Below are 18,327 nucleotides of genomic sequence, written 5' to 3'. Positions count from 1 at the left end.
ATGGGTTCGCCCATGTCTTGCTCCTGACCCCGCATCTACAGACTTTAAACCCGCCCGACGACCGGTCGTACATTCGGTCAATGCTTTCATCCGCGAAAGCTGGCTGAAAGCTTCCCCGATTAGGATCGCCCCACTGTCGGCAATAGACCGGCTGGCCAACGCGAGTGTTTTATTGCCCGCCCGGCCCATTTAACAACAACAATGGTGATTCTGATGTCCACTCCTATCCGCCTCTTCGCTGCAACTCCGCCCGTACGTTTCGTGCTTCCCGTTCTGCGCTGACCCCATCGGTTCGCCCATTCCCTAGCCGCGCTACGCCTGGAGTATTCCTATGCTGACTTTCCTTGGCTTTGCCATGGTCATCACGTTCATGTTCCTGATCATGACCAAGCGCCTGTCCGCGCTGATCGCCCTGATTATCATCCCGATTGTCTTCGCCCTGTTCGGCGGTTTCTCGCCGAAGATCGGTCCGATGATGCTCGAAGGCATCACCAAGCTTGCGCCGACCGGCGTGATGCTGATGTTCGCCATCCTCTACTTCGCCCTGATGATCGACTCCGGCCTGTTTGACCCGGCCGTGCGCAAGATCCTCAAACTGGTCAAGGGCGACCCGTTGAAGGTGTCGGTCGGTACCGCCGTGCTGGCGCTGATCGTGTCCATGGACGGTGATGGCGCCACCACTTACATGATCTGTGTGGCTGCCATGCTGCCGCTCTACAGCCGTATCGGCATGAGCCCGCGGATCATGGCCGGTCTGATCATCCTTGCCGGTGGTGTGATGAACATGACCCCTTGGGGTGGCCCGACCGCTCGTGCGGCCAGTGCGCTGCATGTGGACCCGTCCGCGATTTTCGTGCCGATGATTCCGGCGATGCTGGCCGGCGTGGTGGCGATTCTGGCGATTGCCTATGTCTACGGTAAACGCGAGCGTGCGCGTCTGGGTGAACTGCATCTGGTCGGTGATGAAATCGACCACAGCGAAATCAGCGTTTCGCAGTTCCCGGACGCCCGTCGTCCAAAACTGATCTGGTTCAACGGCGCGCTGACCCTGGCACTGATGGGCACCTTGATCGCCGGCCTGCTGCCGTTGCCGGTGCTGTTCATGGTGGCGTTCAGTATCGCGATGATCGTCAACTACCCTTGCCTGCAACAGCAGAAAGATCGAGTGGCGGCCCACGCCGGTAGTGTGTTGGCGGTGGTCGGGTTGATCTTTGCCGCGGGTATCTTCACCGGTATCCTGACAGGCACCGGCATGGTCGACGCCATGTCCAAGAGCCTGCTGGCGGTCATCCCGGATTTCCTCGGCCCGTACCTGGCCGTGATCACTGCGCTGGTGAGCATGCCGTTCACGTTCTTCATGTCGAACGACGCATTTTATTACGGCGTGTTACCAGTGCTTGCCGAAGCCGCCAGTCATTACGGTATAACCGCGGTAGAAATGGCACGTGCCTCGATCGTCGGTCAGCCCGTCCACTTGCTGAGCCCGCTGGTACCATCGACCTACCTGTTGGTGGCCCTGGCCGGTATCGAATTCGGTGACCATCAGCGGTTCACCCTGAAGTGGGCAGTGCTGGTTTGCCTGTGCATACTGGTGGCGGCCTTGCTGATGGGGATTTTTCCGCTGTTCAGCACTCTATAAGCCCAAGACTCACCATGAGGGGTCCAGGCTTTGTTTGAAGCCTGGGCCCTTCGTGGTTTAAATACTCGCTCAAAGGAATACACATGGAATGGCTGACCAACCCTGAAATCTGGGTTGCCTTCTTCACTCTGACTGCCCTGGAGATCGTCCTGGGTATCGACAACATCATCATGATCTCGATCCTGGTCAGCCGCATGCCCAAGCACATGCAGGCGCGCACCCGGATCTTCGGCCTGGCGCTGGCCATGGTCACGCGGATTCTGTTGCTGCTGTCGATCACCTGGGTCATGCGTCTCACCTCCGATCTGTTCGAAGTGTTCGGCCAGGGTATTTCCGGGCGTGACCTGATCCTGTTCTTCGGTGGTCTGTTCCTGCTGTGGAAGAGCTCGCAAGAGATGTACCACGCGTTGGAAGGCGAAGACGAAGGCGGCGACGAGCCTTCGGGCAAGGGCGGCAATTTCTTCTACACCATCATCCAGATTGCAATCATCGATATCGTGTTCTCGCTGGATTCGGTGATCACGGCGGTGGGCATGGTTTCCCACGTGCCGGTCATGGTCGCGGCGATTATCGTTGCCGTGCTGGTAATGATGTGGGCTTCTGGCACCATCAGCGAGTTCATCGACAAGCACCCGTCGCTGAAGATGCTGGCGCTGTCGTTCCTGCTGTTGGTCGGTACCGTGCTGATTGCCGAATCCTTCGACGTGCATTTGCCAAAAGGCTACGTCTACTTCGCCATGGCGTTCTCGTTGGCGGTGGAAGCGATCAACATCAAGATGCGCACCGCGATGATGAAGAAGAAGCAGCAGCAAGAGCCAGTGAAACTGCGCAAGGATGTTCCGGGTCAATAACCCGAACACCCTGCTATGACAAAGGGGCCTTCGGGCCCCTTTGTCATGTCTGCATCAAACTGTTTTCATGACGGTTTTGTTTCAATCGCTTCTTTAGCTATGCGATGCTGGCGTCGAGACCGTTAGCCAACTACAGCTTAAGTACAGAACGTAAAAGAACGCGGCACCGTCAACTTGCCCCACTGGGGCGCTACCACCACAGGGGGCCTGCATGCTCACCCTGCTCAATTTGTTATCAGCCGTGGCCTTGTTGATCTGGGGCACGCACATCGTCCGAACCGGCATCCTGCGGGTTTATGGCTCCAACTTGCGCCACGTGATCGGCCAGAACATGTCCAGGCGCTGGCTGGCGTTTATCGCCGGGATCATGGTGACCGCCATGGTCCAGAGCAGCAATGCCACCGCCATGCTCGTCACCTCGTTTGTCGGTCAGGGCCTGATGGCGCTGACCCCGGCCCTGGCGACTATGCTCGGTGCCGACGTCGGTACCGCACTGATGGCGCGGGTACTGACCCTCGACCTGTCGTGGCTGTCGCCGCTGCTGATCTTCCTCGGGGTGATTTTCTTCCTGTCGCGCAAACAGACCCGGGTCGGACAGATGGGCCGGGTCAGCATCGGTTTGGGGCTGATCATTCTGGCGCTGCAACTGATCGTCGAGGCTGCCACGCCGATCACTCATGCTCAGGGGGTGAAGGTGATTTTCGCCTCTCTGACCGGCGACATCCTGCTCGATGCGTTGGTCGGTGCGCTGTTCGCGATGATTTCCTACTCCAGCCTGRCCGCCGTCCTGCTGACCGCGACCCTCGCCGGTGCCAGCGTGATCAGTCTGCCAGTGGCCATCGGCCTGGTGATCGGCGCCAACATCGGCAGCGGCGTTCTTGCCTTCCTCAGTACCAGCATGCAGAACGCCGCCGGCCGTCAGGTGGCGCTTGGCAGCCTGTTGTACAAACTGATTGGTCTGCTGCTGATCATTCCGGTGCTCGATCCACTGGTGCACTGGATCGACAGCTTCGACTTCAGCGCTCAGGAAATGGTCATCGGCTTCCACCTGCTCTACAACACCACGCGCTGCCTGATCCTGTTGCCCAGCGTCGGGCTGATGGCCAAGCTCTGTGCGTGGCTGCTGCCGGAGCGGCCGGACATCAACGGCACGGCCAAGCCGCGGCACCTTGACCCGACGGCGTTGGTGACCCCTAGCCTGGCGCTGGCCAATGCCGCCCGGGAAACCCTGCGCATCGGCGATCTGGTCGACAGCATGCTCGAAGCCATGCTCGCCGTATTGCGCGGCAAACAGACCGCCGTTACCCAGGAAATCCGTCGCCTGACCGATGATGTCGAAGCGCTCTACAGCGCGATCAAACTCTATCTGGCGCAAATGCCTCGCGAAGACCTCAGCGAACAGGACAGCCAACGGTGGGCGGAAACCATCGAGCTGGCGATTAACCTGAAACTGGCCAGTGACCTGATCGAACGCATGCTGCGCAAGGTTCAGCAGCAGAAAACCGCGCAGCGGCGGTCGTTTTCCGAGGTCGGCCTGGAAGAGTTGGCGGGGCTGCACAGCCAGCTGATTGCCAACCTGCGTTTGGGGTTGTCGGTGTTCCTCAGTGCCGACCCGGAAAGTGCTCGCCAGTTACTGCGGGAGAAACGTCGCTTTCGCGCACAGGAACGCCGCCTGGCCCACGCTCATGTCAGTCGTTTGCACCGTAAGATTGTGCAAAGCATCGAGACCAGCTCGCTGCATCTGGAGCTGATCGCTGACATGAGGCGCCTCAATTCGCTGTTTTGCAGCAGTGCCTATGCGGTGTTGGGCACTTCGGACACCGGTGCTCTGGCGGTCGACGATTTGGCTGACATCACTCATTCACCCTGAACGTCCACAGTTGCCTGAAGTCTGTTGTACTTACGCTGGTCGTACGGAAACTCGTTATGCGTTGTCTGCTATTCGCTTGTCTGTTGCTCGGCGCCCTGCCTTCATTTGCCCTGGATCGCTTTCAGGTCGAGGGCTATACGCTGCCCAACGGCCTGCAATTGGTCCTCAAGCCGGGCACCGAGCGCGGGCATGTGGCGATTCGGCTGGTAGTCGGCGTGGGTCTGGATGATTTCAGCTGCGCCGACAAGGAGCTGCCGCATCTGCTCGAACACTTGCTGTTCAGCGGCATCGACGCCACCGGCGAAGGTGGTCTGGAGGAGCGCATGCAGGCCCTGGGTGGTGAGTGGAACGCTTACACCAGCAACGCCGACACCACGTTCGTCATCGAAGCACCGGCGAAAAACCAGCGTAAGGTTCTCGATCTGTTGTTGGCGCTGCTGACCCAGACTCGTATCGACGACAACGCGATCAACGTCGCCAAGCAGGTGGTCGAGCGCGAAGACGGTGGTCATTATTCGCACCTGCAACGCTGGCTGGATCGCCAGGACCTGGGCCACACCGCCAGTAATCAATTGGCGGTGGAACTGGGCCTCAAATGCCCGGAGCGCGCCGAAGTCAATCACCTGACCCGCGAGCAACTGGAGAAGGTGCGCAAAGCCTGGTACGCGCCCAACAACATGACGCTGATCGTGGTCGGCGAGCTCGACCGCCTGCTGCCGGCCTATCTGGAGCGGACGTATGGCGCGCTCGAAGCCGTCGAGCCTGCCGATCACCTGCCCTTGCCGACAATCCAGGCCAGCGCGGCCCACGAGCGTACTCTGAGCCACGGTTTTGTCGGTGGCGGCGCCAAGTTGCACTGGCTGGTGCCGGAACCGGTGCAGGAAGACCAGCCCGACGAAACGTTCGATCTGCTCAAGGACTATCTGGACTGGGCGCTTTATCGCCAACTGCGCCTGGTCCATGGGTTGTCCTATGGGCCCTCGGCCGAGCGTGAGGTGTTTGGGGGAGTGGGCTTCATGAGCCTGAACGCCGACCTTGAACGCGGCGACGTGCCGGCAGCTGAACAGGTGCTGGATGAGCTCAAAGCCGATTTGCTCAAGGACGGTCTCGACGCCACCACCTTCGCCCGCCTCAAGCAGGCCGCCATCGCCCGTCAGGCCTGGGCCGTGCAAGGCAACAGCGCCCTGGCGGATTACTACTGGAGCGCCCTTGGGGACTACGAGGACGGCCATTTCACCAACCCGGCCAAGGCACTGCAAGAAGTGACGCTGACCGAGGCGAACCAGGCGATGCGTGAGTTGCTGCTGCAACCGGGGTATTTGCGGATCGAGAAGCCGTTGGTGAGTTATGACCAGTTGATGTGGGCGATTGCCGGGGTTTTTGGATTGATGGTGCTTGGGGCATTGGGTTGGCGTGTTCACCGCAGAAAGTAGTTATTTCCCTGTGGCGAGGGAGCTTGCTCCCGCTCGGCTGCGCTGCAGCCGTAAACCGGTATCGGAGATCTACTTGAAATTATGCGGTGGGTGGTTTTTTGGGGCCGCTTCGCGACCCAGCGGGAGCAAGCTCCCTCGCCACAGGGTTTTGGGTTTGGTCAACGTAACCGGAACCCTCGCCACAGGGCCTCTCGGACGGTACCCTGTCGGGGATTTTTCCCACGACTATTGTGAACCGCCGAATGCCGACTCTGACCCTGTACATACAGCGCATCCTGGAATTGATGAAGCGCTACCCCGGGGTCATCGCGCTCGGCGGTTTCATTTCCGGGGTCGGCAGCTTCATACTGGTGGATCGCCAACAAAGCCTGGCGACCTGGATCACCACCATCATGCTGGTCAGCTGGGTCTGGCTGATGTTGGAAAACAGCCTCACTGAGTTGTTCGCCAAGGTCTTCAAGCGCGAAATACCCCAGCCCCTGTTGCGTTACGCGACGCAGATGATCCATCAGGAAAGCCTGTTCTTCGTCCTGCCGTTCTTTTTCATCACCACCACCTGGAACAGCGGCCAACTGTTTTTCACGGGGTTGTTAGGCATGGCGGCGCTGATCTCGATCATCGACCCGCTCTACTACAAATGGCTGGCGCCGCGCCGCTGGGCGTTCCTGGCGCTGCATACCCTGACCCTGTTCGCCGCCCTGCTGACCGCCCTGCCCGTCATCCTGCACCTGACCACCTCCCAGAGCTTCAAACTGGCGCTGGGCATTGCCATGGTGCTGTCGTTCCCGAGTCTGGCGTCGATCTTCCCGATTCGGACCGTGCGCAATGCGCTGGCGATCCTCAGCATCACCGTCGGTATCGGCGCTGTCGGTTGGGTGCTGCGTTCCTGGGTTCCGCCGGCCACCCTGTGGATGACCGATGTGGCGATCAGCACCCAAATGCAGGACCGCACCCCTGGCAAGAGCCTGGAAGAAGTCAGCGCCGAGCAGATTCGTGGCGACGGTTTGTATGCCTACACCGCGATCAATGCCCCACGGGGGCTGGACGAGCGGATTTATCACGTCTGGATATTCAACGGTAAAGAGGTCGACCGTATCCCTCTGGATATCCACGGCGGGCGCAAGGAAGGCTATCGCGCCTGGACCCACAAGCAGAATTTCCCCGGCAATCCTGCCGGCAAATGGCAGGTTCGGGTGCTCACCGAAGACGGCCAGTTGATCGGCGTGCTGCGCTTCAAGGTCATGGACAGCACACCCATCAAAGATAAGTAACGCGGTTCGTGCTATTAATCTGGTCTGCGCAATTGCCGAACAAGCAGGAGCTTATGACCAGCAGCACAACGCCTGGCAGTGTCCGACTGGATACCTCGCACATCCCTGCCCTGCTGCGGGTCACGGGTGACTGGACGCTCGCCCATTACGCCGACCTCAACCACCTGAGCGAAAAGCTCCGTGGCCAATACGACAACAACACCCCCATCGACCTCAACGGCCTCGGTGCCCTGGACACGGCGGGTGCATCGCTGTTGGTGGAGTTGCTGGGTTCCGAGCGTCTGGGCAAGTCCGCCGAACACCCTGATTGCACCCTTTCCTCCGCCGATCGCGCGTTGCTGCAGACGGTGTATTGCTCGCTGACTGATTTCTGCGTGCCGATCAAAGAGCCGGAAATCAGCATCGGCATTCAACTGCTGACCCGTATCGGCCGCGCGGTCGATGCGGTCTGGCAGGACACCCTGCAGGTGCTGGGTTTTGTCGGCCTGATCCTGCAAACCATCGCGCGCGGGCTGTTTTGTCCCAAGCGCTGGCGCCTCACGCCGATGGTCGCGCACATTGAGCAGACTGGCCTCGACGCGGCTCCCATCGTCGCCCTGCTGACCTTTATGGTGGGCGCCGTGGTAGCGTTTCTCGGTGCGACCGTGCTGGCGAGCTTCGGCGCGAGCATTTTTACCGTGGATCTGGTGGCGTTCTCTTTTCTGCGGGAATTCGGCGTGTTGCTCACCGCGATCCTGATGGCCGGTCGCACCGCCAGTGCGTTCACCGCGCAGATCGGCTCGATGAAGGCCAACGAAGAAATCGACGCGATCCGCACCCTCGGCCTCGACCCGATGGAGTTGCTGGTGGTGCCGCGGGTATTGGCGTTGCTGGTGGCGCTGCCGATGCTGACCTTCCTGGCGATGTTGTCGGGGATTGTCGGCGGTGGCGTGGTGTGTGCGCTGTCGCTGGATATATCGCCGGCGATGTTCCTGTCGCTGCTGCAATCGGACATCGGCGTTCAGCACTTCCTGGTGGGGATCGTCAAAGCGCCGATTTTTGCGTTCCTGATCGCCGCCATCGGCTGTCTTGAAGGCTTCAAGGTCAGCGGCAGCGCCGAGTCCGTCGGCGCGCACACCACGTCGAGTGTGGTGCAGTCGATTTTCGTGGTGATCGTTCTCGACGCCGTGGCCGCATTGTTTTTCATGGAGATGGGCTGGTGAGTCGTCTACCCCGAGCGCCTTCCGAGGCGGTGATCGAAGTCCGTGGGCTGTGCAATCGCTTCGGCCGCCAGAGCGTGCATGAGAACCTCGACCTGGATTTGTACAAAGGCGAAATTCTTGCGGTGGTCGGCGGTTCCGGCAGCGGCAAGTCGGTGCTGTTACGCAGCATTGTCGGCTTGCGCCAGCCCAGCGAAGGGCTGGTGAAGGTCTTCGGCAAGAACTTGCCGAGCCTGTCAGAGCACGAGCGTTCGCTGGTCGAGCGGCGCTTCGGCGTGTTGTTCCAGAAAGGCGCCCTGTTCTCTTCGCTGACAGTGACCGAGAACGTCGCCCTGCCCCTTATCGAACACGCCGGCCTGAGCCGTACCGACGCCGAGCACCTGGCGGCGGTGAAACTGGCGCTGGCCGGATTGCCGTTGTCGGCGGCCGACAAGTACCCTGCTTCATTGTCCGGCGGCATGATCAAACGCGCCGCCCTGGCGCGGGCGCTGGCACTGGACCCGGACATTCTGTTTCTCGACGAACCCACCGCCGGCCTCGATCCGATTGGCGCGGCGGCGTTCGATCAGTTAATCCTGACCCTGCGCGACGCATTGGGTTTGAGTGTGTTTCTGGTCACACACGACCTCGACACGCTCTACACCATCACCGACCGGGTGGCGGTGCTGGCGCAAAAGAAAGTACTGGTGGCGGATGCCATCGACAAGGTTTCGGAAACCGACGACGCGTGGATTCACGAATACTTCCATGGCCCTCGCGGCCGCGCGGCGCTGACGGCCGCTAACCAGCTCAACGAGGTCTGACATGGAAACCCGAGCCCATCACGTATTGATCGGCCTGTTCACCGTCATAGTGGTGGCAGGCGCCCTGCTCTTCGGTCTGTGGCTGGCCAAGTCCAGCGTCGACACCGAATTCAAGGATTACGAAATCGTCTTCAACGAGGCGGTCAGCGGTTTGTCCAAGGGCAGCGCCGTGCAGTACAGCGGGATCAAGGTCGGCGACGTAGTGACGCTGCGCCTGGACCCGAACGATCCACGCCGGGTGTTGGCGCGGATCCGCCTGGGCGGCGATACCCCGATCAAGGAAGACACTCAGGCCAAACTGGCGCTGACCGGGATCACCGGCACCTCGATCATTCAGCTCAGCGGCGGCACGCCGCAAAGTCCGACGCTCAAGGGCAAGGGCGGCAACTTGCCGACGATCGTGGCATCGCCCTCGCCCATCGCCCGATTGCTGAACGACAGTAATGATCTGATGACCGGTGTGAACGTGTTGATGCAGAACGCCAATCAGATGTTTTCTTCGGAAAACGTCGAGCGCATCAGCAAGACCCTTGAGCATCTGGAGCAAACCACCGGCACCATCGCCGACCAGCGCGGCGACATCGGCCAGGCCATGCAGCAACTGGCGTCGATCGGTAAACAGGCCTCCGCCACACTCGAACAAACCGCTGGGCTGATGCGCAACGCCAACAGCCTGCTCAACGATCAGGGCAAGCAGATGTTCGGCAGTGCCGAGCAAGCCATGAAGTCCCTGGAACGGAGCAGCGCGACCATCAACTCATTGCTCACCACTAATCAGGATTCCCTCAACAACGGCATGCAGGGCCTCAATGGCCTGGCGCCGGCGGTACGTGAGTTGCGCGACACCTTGAGCTCGTTGCGCACCATTTCCCAGCGGCTTGAGGCCAACCCCAGCGGCTACCTGCTGGGCAGTGACAAGAACAAGGAGTTCACGCCATGAAGCTGATCCCGTTAGCCTTGGCTGCCGGTTTTGCACTGACCAGTGCCTGCTCGATTCTGCCCAAGTCCGAGCCATCCGATGTCTACCGGTTGCCCTCGGCCCAGAGCGGCGCACCGGCCAATCACAGCACGGCGCTGCACTGGTCGTTGCGCCTGGCCAAGCCGCAGACCAGCGAAGCCTTGAACAACCCGAAGATCGCCGTGATCCCTCAGGGTGACCTGATCAGCAGCTACAAGGCTTCCCGCTGGAGCGACCCGGCGCCGGTGCTGCTGCGCAATCGTCTGCTTGATGGTTTCCAGCGTGACGGCCGGGTGCCGTTGCTCAGCACCGATGACAGCAATCTGCAGGCGGACCTGGAGCTGGGCGGCAACCTGCAGGCGTTCCAGACCGAATACCAGGGCACGACGGCGAGCGTGGTCGTGCGGCTGGATGCATTGCTGGTGCGTGGGTATGACCAGCGCATCCTCGCCAGTCGGCGCTTTGAAGTGCGTCAGCCGTTGAGCGATGTGAAGGTGCCGGCGGTGGTCGCCGGGTTCGGCCAGGCCAGCGACCAGTTGACGGCGCAGGTGGTGGCCTGGACGGTGGAGCAGGGTCAGAAAGTCGTGCCGCCGCTGAGGCCCTGAAGCCACCGCTGAACCCTGTGGGAGTGGGCTTGCCCGCTCCCACAGGGTTTTCGTTTAGCCGAAGAACCAGTAGCAAACCCCGATGGCCCCCAGCACCCCGCCAAGCTCCGCCAGCAGCGCACAGCCCACCGCATGCCGTGCACGCTGGATGCCCACCGCGCCGAAATACACCGCCAAGACATAGAAGGTCGTTTCGGTACTGCCCTGGACTGTCGCCGCCACCAGCGCCGGGAAGCTGTCCACCCCCTCGGTCTTCATGGTTTCGATCAGCATTGCCCGGGCGGCACTGCCGGAGAACGGTTTGACCATGGCCGTCGGCAGCGCATCGACAAAGCGTGTGTCCCACCCGGCCCATGCCACCAGGTGACGAATCCCGTCCAGACCGAAGTCCAGCGCTCCGGATGCTCGCAGCACACCCACGGCGCAGAGCATCGCCACCAGATACGGCAGCAGGTTCTTGGCGACGTCGAAGCCTTCTTTGGCGCCTTCGACGAATGCCTCGTAAACCTTCACCTTGCGTAATGCGCCGATGATCATAAACAGCATGATCAAGCCGAACAGCGTCACGTTGCCGAGGACCGATGACAGGCTCGCCAGCGCGGTCGCCGAGAGCGTCGCCAGCAGTGCCATGAAGCCGCCAAGGGCGAGGGCGCCGGGAATCAGGTATGCCAGCACCACCGGGTCCCAGATGCGCAGGCGTTGCATGAACGCTACGGTCAGGAAGCCGACGATAGTTGAGCAACTGGTGGCGAGCAGGATCGGCAGGAACACCAGCGTCGGATCGGGCGCGCCTTGTTGGGCGCGGTACATGAAGATCGTCACGGGCAGCAGGGTCAGGGAGGAGGCGTTGAGCACCAGGAAGAGGATCTGTGCGTTGCTGGCGATCGTCGCACTGGGGTTGAGCTCTTGCAGCGCCTTCATGGCTTTGAGGCCGATCGGTGTGGCGGCGTTGTCCAGGCCCAGGCCGTTGGCGGCGAAGTTCAGGGTGATCAGGCCGATGGCGGGATGACCGGCCGGCACTTCCGGCATCAGGCGCAGGAACAGCGGGCCCAGCGCCTTGGCCAGCCACTCGACGATCCCGGCCTTCTCGGCAATCCGCAGAAAGCCCAGCCAGAGGGTGAGGGTGCCGAACAGCAGGACCATGACCTCGACCGACAATTTGGCCATGGCGAAAATACTTTCCACCATCGCCGCAAAGATCCCGGCGTTACCGCCGATCAGCCACTGCGCCAGCGCCGATACGGCTGCCACGATGAAGAAGCCAAGCCACAGGCCATTAAGCATCAGTCAAATCCCCCGGAAGATGCGGCGAATGATAGCGGGGTAGGCAGAAACGACAAACCCCGGATTTCTCCGGGGTTTGTTGGGGGCTCTTGTGGGAGCGGGCATTAGTTGCTGGAGGTTTCACCCAACGGCAGCTTTTCCTTGCTGCGCCAGTGTGGCAGGGAATTCCAGTAGCGCTGGCCCTTGGCGTCGTCGTACATGCCTTCCCAACGCGAGATGACCAGCACGGCCAAGGCGTTGCCGATCACGTTCAGCGCGGTACGGGCCATGTCCATGATGCGGTCGACACCGGCGATGAACGCCAGGCCTTCCAACGGAATACCGACGCTGCCCAGAGTGGCCAGCAACACCACGAAGGACACACCCGGTACGCCGGCGATGCCTTTGGAGGTGACCATCAGGGTCAGCACCAGCAGCAATTGCTGGCTGATCGACAGGTCGATGCCGTACAGCTGGGCAATGAAGATCGCCGCGATGCTCTGGTACAGGGTGGAACCGTCGAGGTTGAACGAGTAGCCGGTCGGTACCACGAAGCTGCAAATGGCTTTCGGCGCACCGTAGGCTTCCATCTTCTCGATCACGCGCGGCAGCACGGTTTCGGAACTGGCGGTGGAGTAGGCCAGGACCAGCTCATCCTTGAAGATGCGCATCAGCTTGATCACCGAGAAGCCGAACAGGCGAGCGATCAGGCCCAGCACCACGAAGGCGAAGAAGGCGACGGCGAAGTAAACCAGGACGACCAGTTTGGCCAGTGGCAGCAGGGAGGCGAAGCCGAAGTTGGCCACGGTCACCGCGATCAGTGCGAACACGCCGATCGGGGCGTAGTTCATGATCATGTGGGTGACTTTGAACATGCTTTCCGACACGCCCTGGAACATCTTCACCAGCGGTTCGCGCAGGTCCGATTGCAGGCTCGACAGACCGAGACCGAACAATACGGAGAAGAAGATGATCGGCAGCATCTCGCCGCGGGTCATGGCTGCGAAGATGTTTGACGGGATCAGGTTGAGGATGGTCTGAACGAACGCGTGTTCATGCTGAACCTCGGCGGCGGTGGCCTGGTACTTGGAAATATCCACGGTACCCAGGGTGCTCATGTCGATGCCGCTGCCCGGATGGACCACGTTGGCCAGCACCAGACCGACCAGAATGGCGATGGTGGTGACGATCTCGAAGTAAATGATGGTCTTCAGACCGATACGCCCGAGTTTTTTCGCGTCCCCAACGCCAGCAATGCCGACGACCAGCGAGGAGATTACGATCGGAATCACGATCATCTTGATCAGACGGATAAAGATATCGCCTGCCGGTTGCAGGACGTTGCTGATCCACCAGGCCTTTTCAGCGCTGAAGTGGTTGAGCAGTGCACCTATTGCTATCCCCAGAACCAGACCGATGAGGATCTGCCAGGCGAGGCTAAGCTTTGCCTTCTTCATATCTTTACCCTTACTTGCGTTTGACTCAGGCCGATGCATGAACTGCAACGCTCGATGGCGCAGAAGTTTTGCATCGTCCCCCGTATAAGGTCCCTGCGAGCGAGCATTTACAGCTCTCTGGCAGCGAAAAAGGCGCAACTATTCCGATGCGGGGAAGCGCCGTCTAATGCCGTAAACGCCTACCCTATGCCAAATCGGCATGAGATCTTTTAACCGAAACCCGCGTCCCAGCCGGTTCGAATGCGACATTTCGGCAGGCATAAGTGCCGTGAACCGGCCATTTCAGCGCAGGTTGATGTTTTTTTGAACCAATGAAAATTTAGGAGATGTCCTACGTTCGACTGCGATTTTTCTTCCCGTGAAAGTCAGAGCTTTCTCGATATACGGTCACGAAGAAACACCGCGAAACGTTTTTGCGGGGAATATGCAGCAAGAACATATGAGCAGAATGCTCTAGATCAACGTTTTGCACGTTGAAGCTCTCCGCAAGTCCGTCGAGCCGCCCTGGGCTGGCGAACTTGCGTAGCCGCTTTACCTGACCCGGCCCTTGCGCGGCTACTCCCTGTACCCGTAGGTCACTCCGACCCTGAAACAGTCAGAACGTCCCGACCCCATGGTCATGCGTCTACCGTCCTCGGGTAGCGCAGTGGAAAGAAGCGTGAGGCCTCTTTCGTGTTTCGAACTCAATACCGGCATGGATCTTTCTTCAACAGTTTATCAACACCTTCTGCATGCCTTCATCCGGTTTACCGAGACAGGGGTAGTCGGCATGTCGTATAGGCGACTGCCGTCGCCGTGGCACTGCCGCCCAGAAGCAGGGCGGCTGCCAATGTCTTTAACCGAAACATACCTATCAACCTCGACCGCGCCGGCCGAAGAAGAAGGAAGCAATGAACATCACCAGGAATACGACAAAGAGAATCTTGGCGATGCCCGTGGCGGTGCCCGCGATACCACCGAAGCCCAATACTGCGGCGATGATGGCAATGATCAGGAATGTGATTGCCCAGCTCAACATGGTGATTCTCCTTACGCTTCTATTTAAGGATGTTGCTTGTGGTGCCTTTCCCGGCGCGTTGAGCGCGCCAAGTTCGTTTGCTTAAAACACCCAACGTTCCTGGGAGGGCATCTCGTCCACAGGCCGGGCCTGGTCGACACCCATCATTCGTATTGAGGCGTTGTCAGCCGGGTTGCTGCTGACGGCGCTGAAATGGGTTTGGGGGGGATGTGGAATCGAAAGGTGCGGCGCCTCTGGCTGCTGGCTCTGCTCCCAACGCATGTACTGCTGGCCGCCAATCAAGGTGATCAACAATCCCAACAGGGCAAACAAGCCTTGCTGGACATGCAGTGGCGAGAGACGCAATTGGGCGGCACTTTGGCGACTCATCCTGAAGTTCCTCCCATACGGGCAGTGATCTTTGGCGGGCGCTGGTTCATTAAATGCCCTGATTACCTAGGCCATTGCAGCCTGCATGCCAGCTTTAATAAAGAATAAATACGATAAAAATCAAAAGGTTATTGTGTTTGTAGAAATCGTTTTGGACGCATCCTGCACGATGATCCGTTTGCAGTCGTGCGTAATGCACGATGAGTTCGCAGGCACTTTCAATATTTTTGGAATTGCGGGGAGGGCGCAGATGTCAGAAAGGGACGCAGGCAATCGCCGAAAGAATGGTCTGTAAATAAAAATTCAAATAAATCAGTGCACTAGCTGCACTTTGAGCAGATAGATCCCCTGTTGTGGCTGGAATCGACCAGAATCAACCATGCAACTTGCCCGATTTTTCCGGGACTAACCAAGAACATCTACTAAAGGAGCGTAGGACATGGAATCAGCCACTGAGCATCAAGGCCGCATTCTGCTGGTGGACGACGAGTCCGCCATCCTTCGAACCTTTCGCTATTGCCTCGAAGACGAAGGCTACAGCGTGGCCACCGCGACCAGCGCTGCTCAGGCCGAAGCCTTGTTGCAGCGTCAGGTTTTCGATCTGTGCTTCCTCGATTTGCGCCTGGGTGAAGACAATGGCCTTGATGTGCTGGCCCAGATGCGGATTCAGGCGCCCTGGATGCGTGTAGTGATCGTCACCGCTCACTCGGCCGTGGACACTGCCGTGGATGCAATTCAGGCCGGTGCCGCCGACTATCTGGTCAAACCTTGCAGCCCCGATCAGTTACGTCTGGCCACCGCCAAACAGCTGGAAGTGCGGCAACTCTCGGCACGCCTGGAAGCCCTCGAAGGTGAAGTGCGTAAACCCAAGGAGGGGCTGGACTCCCACAGCCCGGCGATGAAAGTGGTGCTTGAAACCGCACGCCAGGTTGCCAGTACCGACGCCAACATTCTGATTCTCGGTGAGTCCGGTACCGGTAAAGGTGAGCTGTCACAGGCCATTCATGGCTGGAGCAAACGCCAGAAGAAGTCCTGCGTCACCATCAACTGCCCGTCCCTGACGGCGGAATTAATGGACAGTGAACTCTTCGGCCACAGCCGTGGCGCGTTCACCGGTGCCAGCGAAAGCACCTTGGGGCGTGTCAATCAGGCTGATGGCGGAACGTTGTTTCTCGACGAGATCGGCGATTTTCCCCTGACCTTGCAGCCAAAGTTGCTGCGTTTCATCCAGGACAAGGAATACGAGCGCGTAGGCGACCCGGTGACCCGTCGCGCCGACGTGCGAATCCTCGCGGCCACCAACCTCAACCTTGAAGACATGGTCCGCGACGGTCGTTTTCGTGAAGATTTGCTTTATCGGCTGAACGTTATCACCTTGCACCTGCCGCCGCTTCGCGAACGCAGGGAAGACATTCTGAACCTGGCTGACCGTTTCCTGGCGCGTTTCGTCAAGGAGTACTCGCGTCCGGCCCGGTGTTTCAGCGACGAGGCCCGCGAGGCGCTGCTCAGTTACCGCTGGCCCGGCAATATCCGCGAGCTGCGCAACGTGGTGGAACGGGCGAGCATTATTTGTCCACAGGAGCGGGTCGAGATCAGCCACTTGGGGATGGCCGACGCTCCGACCAACAATACGCCACGCATTGGCGCCGCGTTGAGCCTGGATGAGCTGGAAAAAGCTCACATCGGCGCGGTCCTTGCCACGGCCGATACCCTGGATCAGGCAGCCAAGACACTCGGTATCGACGCATCGACCCTGTATCGCAAACGCAAGCAGTACAACCTGTGAGCCGTACCCGATGAAACTGGCGATGACGTTGCGTACCCGGCTGTTTCTGAGTATCTCGGCCCTGATCACGGTGGCGTTGCTCGGGCTGTTGCTCGGGCTGGTCAGCGTGATGCAGATGGCAGGGACTCAGGAGGCTCTGATCCGTGACAACTTCATCAGGCTGGACCTGGGATTGAAGCTACGTCAGACCCTGGGTGATCAATTGATCATCATGCTCGGCGAGAAGCCTGATCCCGCGGCGTTCGAGGCATCCAGGCAGCACTCCCTCGAATTGCTTGATGAAGGCATTGCTCACGAGCCGTCCAGCGAGGATGTCCAATACAGTTTCAAAAAGGCCAAGGCAGACTATCAGAGCCTATTGCAGACCTTCGATCTTTCCCGGGCTCCGGTACAGGTGCTCAGTGGCAGCGGGGATCTCACGGAAAAATTCAACGTACTGCGTAACGGTTTGATCTCCGAACAGAGGCGCGCACTCGATAACATCAATGAGACCGAACGCCTGGCCCGGGAACGGGCGTTGCTGGTCGCCGGACTGCTTGGGCTGGTCGGGGTGGCGGTGCTGTTCATCGGGTTCATTACCGCCCATGGGATCGCCCAGCGTTTCGGAGCCCCGATCGAGGCGCTGGCCGCGGCGGCTGACAACATTGGCCAGGGTAATTTCGAAGTGACCCTGCCGATTTCCTCCGCGGTGGAAATGAACCAGCTGACCCGGCGTTTCGGCATCATGGCCGAGGCGCTGCGTGAACACCAGGCGACCAATATCGACGAGCTGCTCGCTGGCCAGCAACGTTTGCAAGCGGTGCTCGACAGCATTGACGACGGTTTGCTGATCATCGATCGCCAAGGTCATCTTGAGCACCTCAACCCCGTGGCTCAGCGCCAGTTGGGTTGGGACACTGATCGTCTCGGCCAAGGGCTGGGCGCGGCACTTGAGCGTCCCGAACTGGATGAACAGCTGCACCTGGTGCTGCGCGGCGGCACCCTGGAACGAGTGCCGGACGACCTGAGCATCGAGGTTGACGGGGAGTCGCGATTGCTGACGTATAGCCTGACGCCGGTCAGTCATACCCAGGGTCATATTCTCGGCGCCGTGATGGTGTTGCATGACGTCACCGAGCAGCGTGCCTTCGAACGGGTGCGCAGCGAGTTCGTCTTGCGTGCTTCCCATGAGTTGCGCACACCGGTCACCGGGATGCACATGGCGTTCGGCCTGTTCCGCGAGCGGGCGCATTTTGCCGAGGATTCCCGTGAGGCCGACTTGCTGAACACCGTGAATGAAGAAATGCAGCGCTTGATGCAGTTGATCAACGACCTGCTGAATTTCTCTCGCTATCAGAACGGCCTGCAAAAACTCACCCTGGCGCCGTGCTCCATCGAAGATTTGCTGGAGCAGGCCCAGGCACGCTTTGCCGGCCCGGCGCAGGAGAAGGGCATTGAGCTGGTGGTGGAAGTGCAGGGAACGTTGCCGAGGCTGCAGGCCGATCAGGCGCAACTGGAGCGGGTGCTCGATAACCTGATCGACAACGCCTTGCGCCATACCTCCCGCGATGGGCTGATTCGTTTACAGGCCCGACGTCATGGGGAGCGGGTGATTATCAGTGTCGAAGACAACGGCGAAGGCATTGCCTACAGCCAGCAAGGGAGGATATTCGAGCCTTTTGTTCAGGTCGGCCGCAAGAAGGGTGGCGCCGGGCTCGGTCTGGCGCTGTGCAAGGAAATCGTGCAGTTGCACGGCGGGCGGATGGGCGTGTATTCACGGCCAGGACAGGGTTCGCAGTTCTACATGGCGCTGGCGGTATAAGCCT

At 59.9% G+C, this 18,327-nt stretch carries 15 protein-coding genes and 1 pseudogene; 11 read left to right on the top strand and 5 right to left on the bottom strand.

Annotation, left to right across the window (positions count from 1 at the left end):
* Positions 1-331 precede the first annotated feature (331 nt).
* The 9 genes from AC1D2Q_RS03280 to AC1D2Q_RS03240 all read left to right on the top strand — a co-directional run bounded on the left by AC1D2Q_RS03280 (position 332) and on the right by AC1D2Q_RS03240 (position 10,629).
* On the top strand, positions 332-1,639 hold the full coding sequence (locus AC1D2Q_RS03280) for a CitMHS family transporter (protein ID WP_477812249.1): 1,308 nt from the start codon (positions 332-334) through the stop codon (positions 1,637-1,639).
* An 83-nt stretch (positions 1,640-1,722) separates the two neighbouring features.
* Positions 1,723-2,490, top strand: coding sequence for a TerC family protein (locus AC1D2Q_RS03275; protein WP_477812248.1), 768 nt, complete (start codon positions 1,723-1,725; stop codon positions 2,488-2,490).
* 211 nt (positions 2,491-2,701) lie between these two features.
* Positions 2,702-4,360, top strand: a complete 1,659-nt coding sequence (locus AC1D2Q_RS03270) for a Na/Pi cotransporter family protein (RefSeq protein WP_477812247.1) — start codon at positions 2,702-2,704, stop codon at positions 4,358-4,360.
* A gap of 56 nt (positions 4,361-4,416) precedes the next feature.
* Positions 4,417-5,793: a M16 family metallopeptidase gene (locus tag AC1D2Q_RS03265; protein ID WP_477812246.1), complete on the top strand. Its 1,377-nt coding sequence runs from the start codon at positions 4,417-4,419 to the stop codon at positions 5,791-5,793.
* 242 nt (positions 5,794-6,035) lie between these two features.
* On the top strand, positions 6,036-7,064 hold the full coding sequence (locus AC1D2Q_RS03260) for a DUF5924 family protein (protein ID WP_477812245.1): 1,029 nt from the start codon (positions 6,036-6,038) through the stop codon (positions 7,062-7,064).
* Positions 7,065-7,117: 53 nt separating this feature from the next.
* Entirely contained in the window at positions 7,118-8,266 is a 1,149-nt protein-coding gene (locus AC1D2Q_RS03255) for an MlaE family ABC transporter permease (RefSeq protein ID WP_305410674.1), read from the top strand.
* The gene (locus tag AC1D2Q_RS03250; protein ID WP_018927288.1) at positions 8,263-9,066 is read left to right on the top strand and encodes an ABC transporter ATP-binding protein; all 804 of its coding nucleotides are present in this window, start codon (positions 8,263-8,265) and stop codon (positions 9,064-9,066) included. Before AC1D2Q_RS03255 ends, AC1D2Q_RS03250 begins: the two co-directional genes overlap by 4 nt.
* 1 nt (position 9,067) lies before the next feature.
* Positions 9,068-10,006, top strand: coding sequence for an MlaD family protein (locus tag AC1D2Q_RS03245; protein ID WP_305410675.1), 939 nt, complete (start codon positions 9,068-9,070; stop codon positions 10,004-10,006).
* The gene (locus AC1D2Q_RS03240; RefSeq protein WP_305410676.1) at positions 10,003-10,629 is read left to right on the top strand and encodes an ABC-type transport auxiliary lipoprotein family protein; all 627 of its coding nucleotides are present in this window, start codon (positions 10,003-10,005) and stop codon (positions 10,627-10,629) included. The genes AC1D2Q_RS03245 and AC1D2Q_RS03240 overlap by 4 nt, the downstream gene beginning before the upstream one ends.
* Positions 10,630-10,683: 54 nt before the next feature.
* Here AC1D2Q_RS03240 and AC1D2Q_RS03235 read toward each other — a convergent pair whose 3' ends face one another.
* The 5 genes and pseudogenes from AC1D2Q_RS03235 to AC1D2Q_RS03215 form a co-directional block, all read right to left on the bottom strand.
* Positions 10,684-11,913, bottom strand: coding sequence for a nucleoside recognition domain-containing protein (locus AC1D2Q_RS03235; protein ID WP_111453126.1), 1,230 nt, complete (start codon positions 11,911-11,913; stop codon positions 10,684-10,686).
* Between the two features lie 104 nt (positions 11,914-12,017).
* A complete protein-coding gene (gltP, locus tag AC1D2Q_RS03230; protein WP_477812244.1) occupies positions 12,018-13,349 on the bottom strand; it encodes a glutamate/aspartate:proton symporter GltP in 1,332 nt (443 codons plus the stop codon).
* Between the two features lie 683 nt (positions 13,350-14,032).
* Positions 14,033-14,136, bottom strand: a pseudogene (locus AC1D2Q_RS03225) (Ivy family c-type lysozyme inhibitor); the annotation flags it as partial.
* Positions 14,137-14,202: 66 nt separating this feature from the next.
* Positions 14,203-14,367 (bottom strand): DUF1328 domain-containing protein, encoded by a 165-nt coding sequence (locus tag AC1D2Q_RS03220; RefSeq protein WP_003177151.1) that lies wholly within the window; start codon positions 14,365-14,367, stop codon positions 14,203-14,205.
* An 81-nt stretch (positions 14,368-14,448) separates the two neighbouring features.
* Positions 14,449-14,736 carry a hypothetical protein gene (locus AC1D2Q_RS03215; protein WP_477812243.1) on the bottom strand — a complete coding sequence of 96 codons (288 nt, stop codon included), beginning with the start codon at positions 14,734-14,736 and terminating at the stop codon, positions 14,449-14,451.
* A 439-nt stretch (positions 14,737-15,175) separates the two neighbouring features.
* Between AC1D2Q_RS03215 and algB the strand changes: the two genes are divergently transcribed.
* Positions 15,176-16,522 carry a sigma-54-dependent response regulator transcription factor AlgB gene (gene algB / locus AC1D2Q_RS03210; protein ID WP_477812242.1) on the top strand — a complete coding sequence of 449 codons (1,347 nt, stop codon included), beginning with the start codon at positions 15,176-15,178 and terminating at the stop codon, positions 16,520-16,522.
* A 10-nt stretch (positions 16,523-16,532) separates the two neighbouring features.
* Positions 16,533-18,323, top strand: coding sequence for an ATP-binding protein (locus AC1D2Q_RS03205; protein WP_477812241.1), 1,791 nt, complete (start codon positions 16,533-16,535; stop codon positions 18,321-18,323).
* Positions 18,324-18,327: the final 4 nt, after the last annotated feature.

It is taken from the genome of Pseudomonas sp. P1_A1 (assembly GCF_056406935.1).
Note: the sequence above shows the minus strand (reverse complement) of the source record. Positions and strands in the feature narration are given on the sequence as shown.

Excerpts from the sequence above, each read along its gene's own strand:
- AC1D2Q_RS03280 (WP_477812249.1), top strand. The coding sequence starts at position 332 with ATGCTGACTTTCCTTGGCTTTGCCATGGTCATCACGTTCATGTTCCTG.
- AC1D2Q_RS03275 (WP_477812248.1), top strand. The coding sequence starts at position 1,723 with ATGGAATGGCTGACCAACCCTGAAATCTGGGTTGCCTTCTTCACTCTG.
- AC1D2Q_RS03265 (WP_477812246.1), top strand. The coding sequence starts at position 4,417 with ATGCGTTGTCTGCTATTCGCTTGTCTGTTGCTCGGCGCCCTGCCTTCA.
- AC1D2Q_RS03260 (WP_477812245.1), top strand. The coding sequence starts at position 6,036 with ATGCCGACTCTGACCCTGTACATACAGCGCATCCTGGAATTGATGAAG.
- AC1D2Q_RS03255 (WP_305410674.1), top strand. The coding sequence starts at position 7,118 with ATGACCAGCAGCACAACGCCTGGCAGTGTCCGACTGGATACCTCGCAC.
- AC1D2Q_RS03245 (WP_305410675.1), top strand. The coding sequence starts at position 9,068 with ATGGAAACCCGAGCCCATCACGTATTGATCGGCCTGTTCACCGTCATA.
- AC1D2Q_RS03240 (WP_305410676.1), top strand. The coding sequence starts at position 10,003 with ATGAAGCTGATCCCGTTAGCCTTGGCTGCCGGTTTTGCACTGACCAGT.
- AC1D2Q_RS03235 (WP_111453126.1), bottom strand. The coding sequence starts at position 11,913 with ATGCTTAATGGCCTGTGGCTTGGCTTCTTCATCGTGGCAGCCGTATCG.
- gltP (WP_477812244.1), bottom strand. The coding sequence starts at position 13,349 with ATGAAGAAGGCAAAGCTTAGCCTCGCCTGGCAGATCCTCATCGGTCTG.
- AC1D2Q_RS03220 (WP_003177151.1), bottom strand. The coding sequence starts at position 14,367 with ATGTTGAGCTGGGCAATCACATTCCTGATCATTGCCATCATCGCCGCA.
- AC1D2Q_RS03215 (WP_477812243.1), bottom strand. The coding sequence starts at position 14,736 with ATGAGTCGCCAAAGTGCCGCCCAATTGCGTCTCTCGCCACTGCATGTC.
- algB (WP_477812242.1), top strand. The coding sequence starts at position 15,176 with ATGGAATCAGCCACTGAGCATCAAGGCCGCATTCTGCTGGTGGACGAC.
- AC1D2Q_RS03205 (WP_477812241.1), top strand. The coding sequence starts at position 16,533 with ATGAAACTGGCGATGACGTTGCGTACCCGGCTGTTTCTGAGTATCTCG.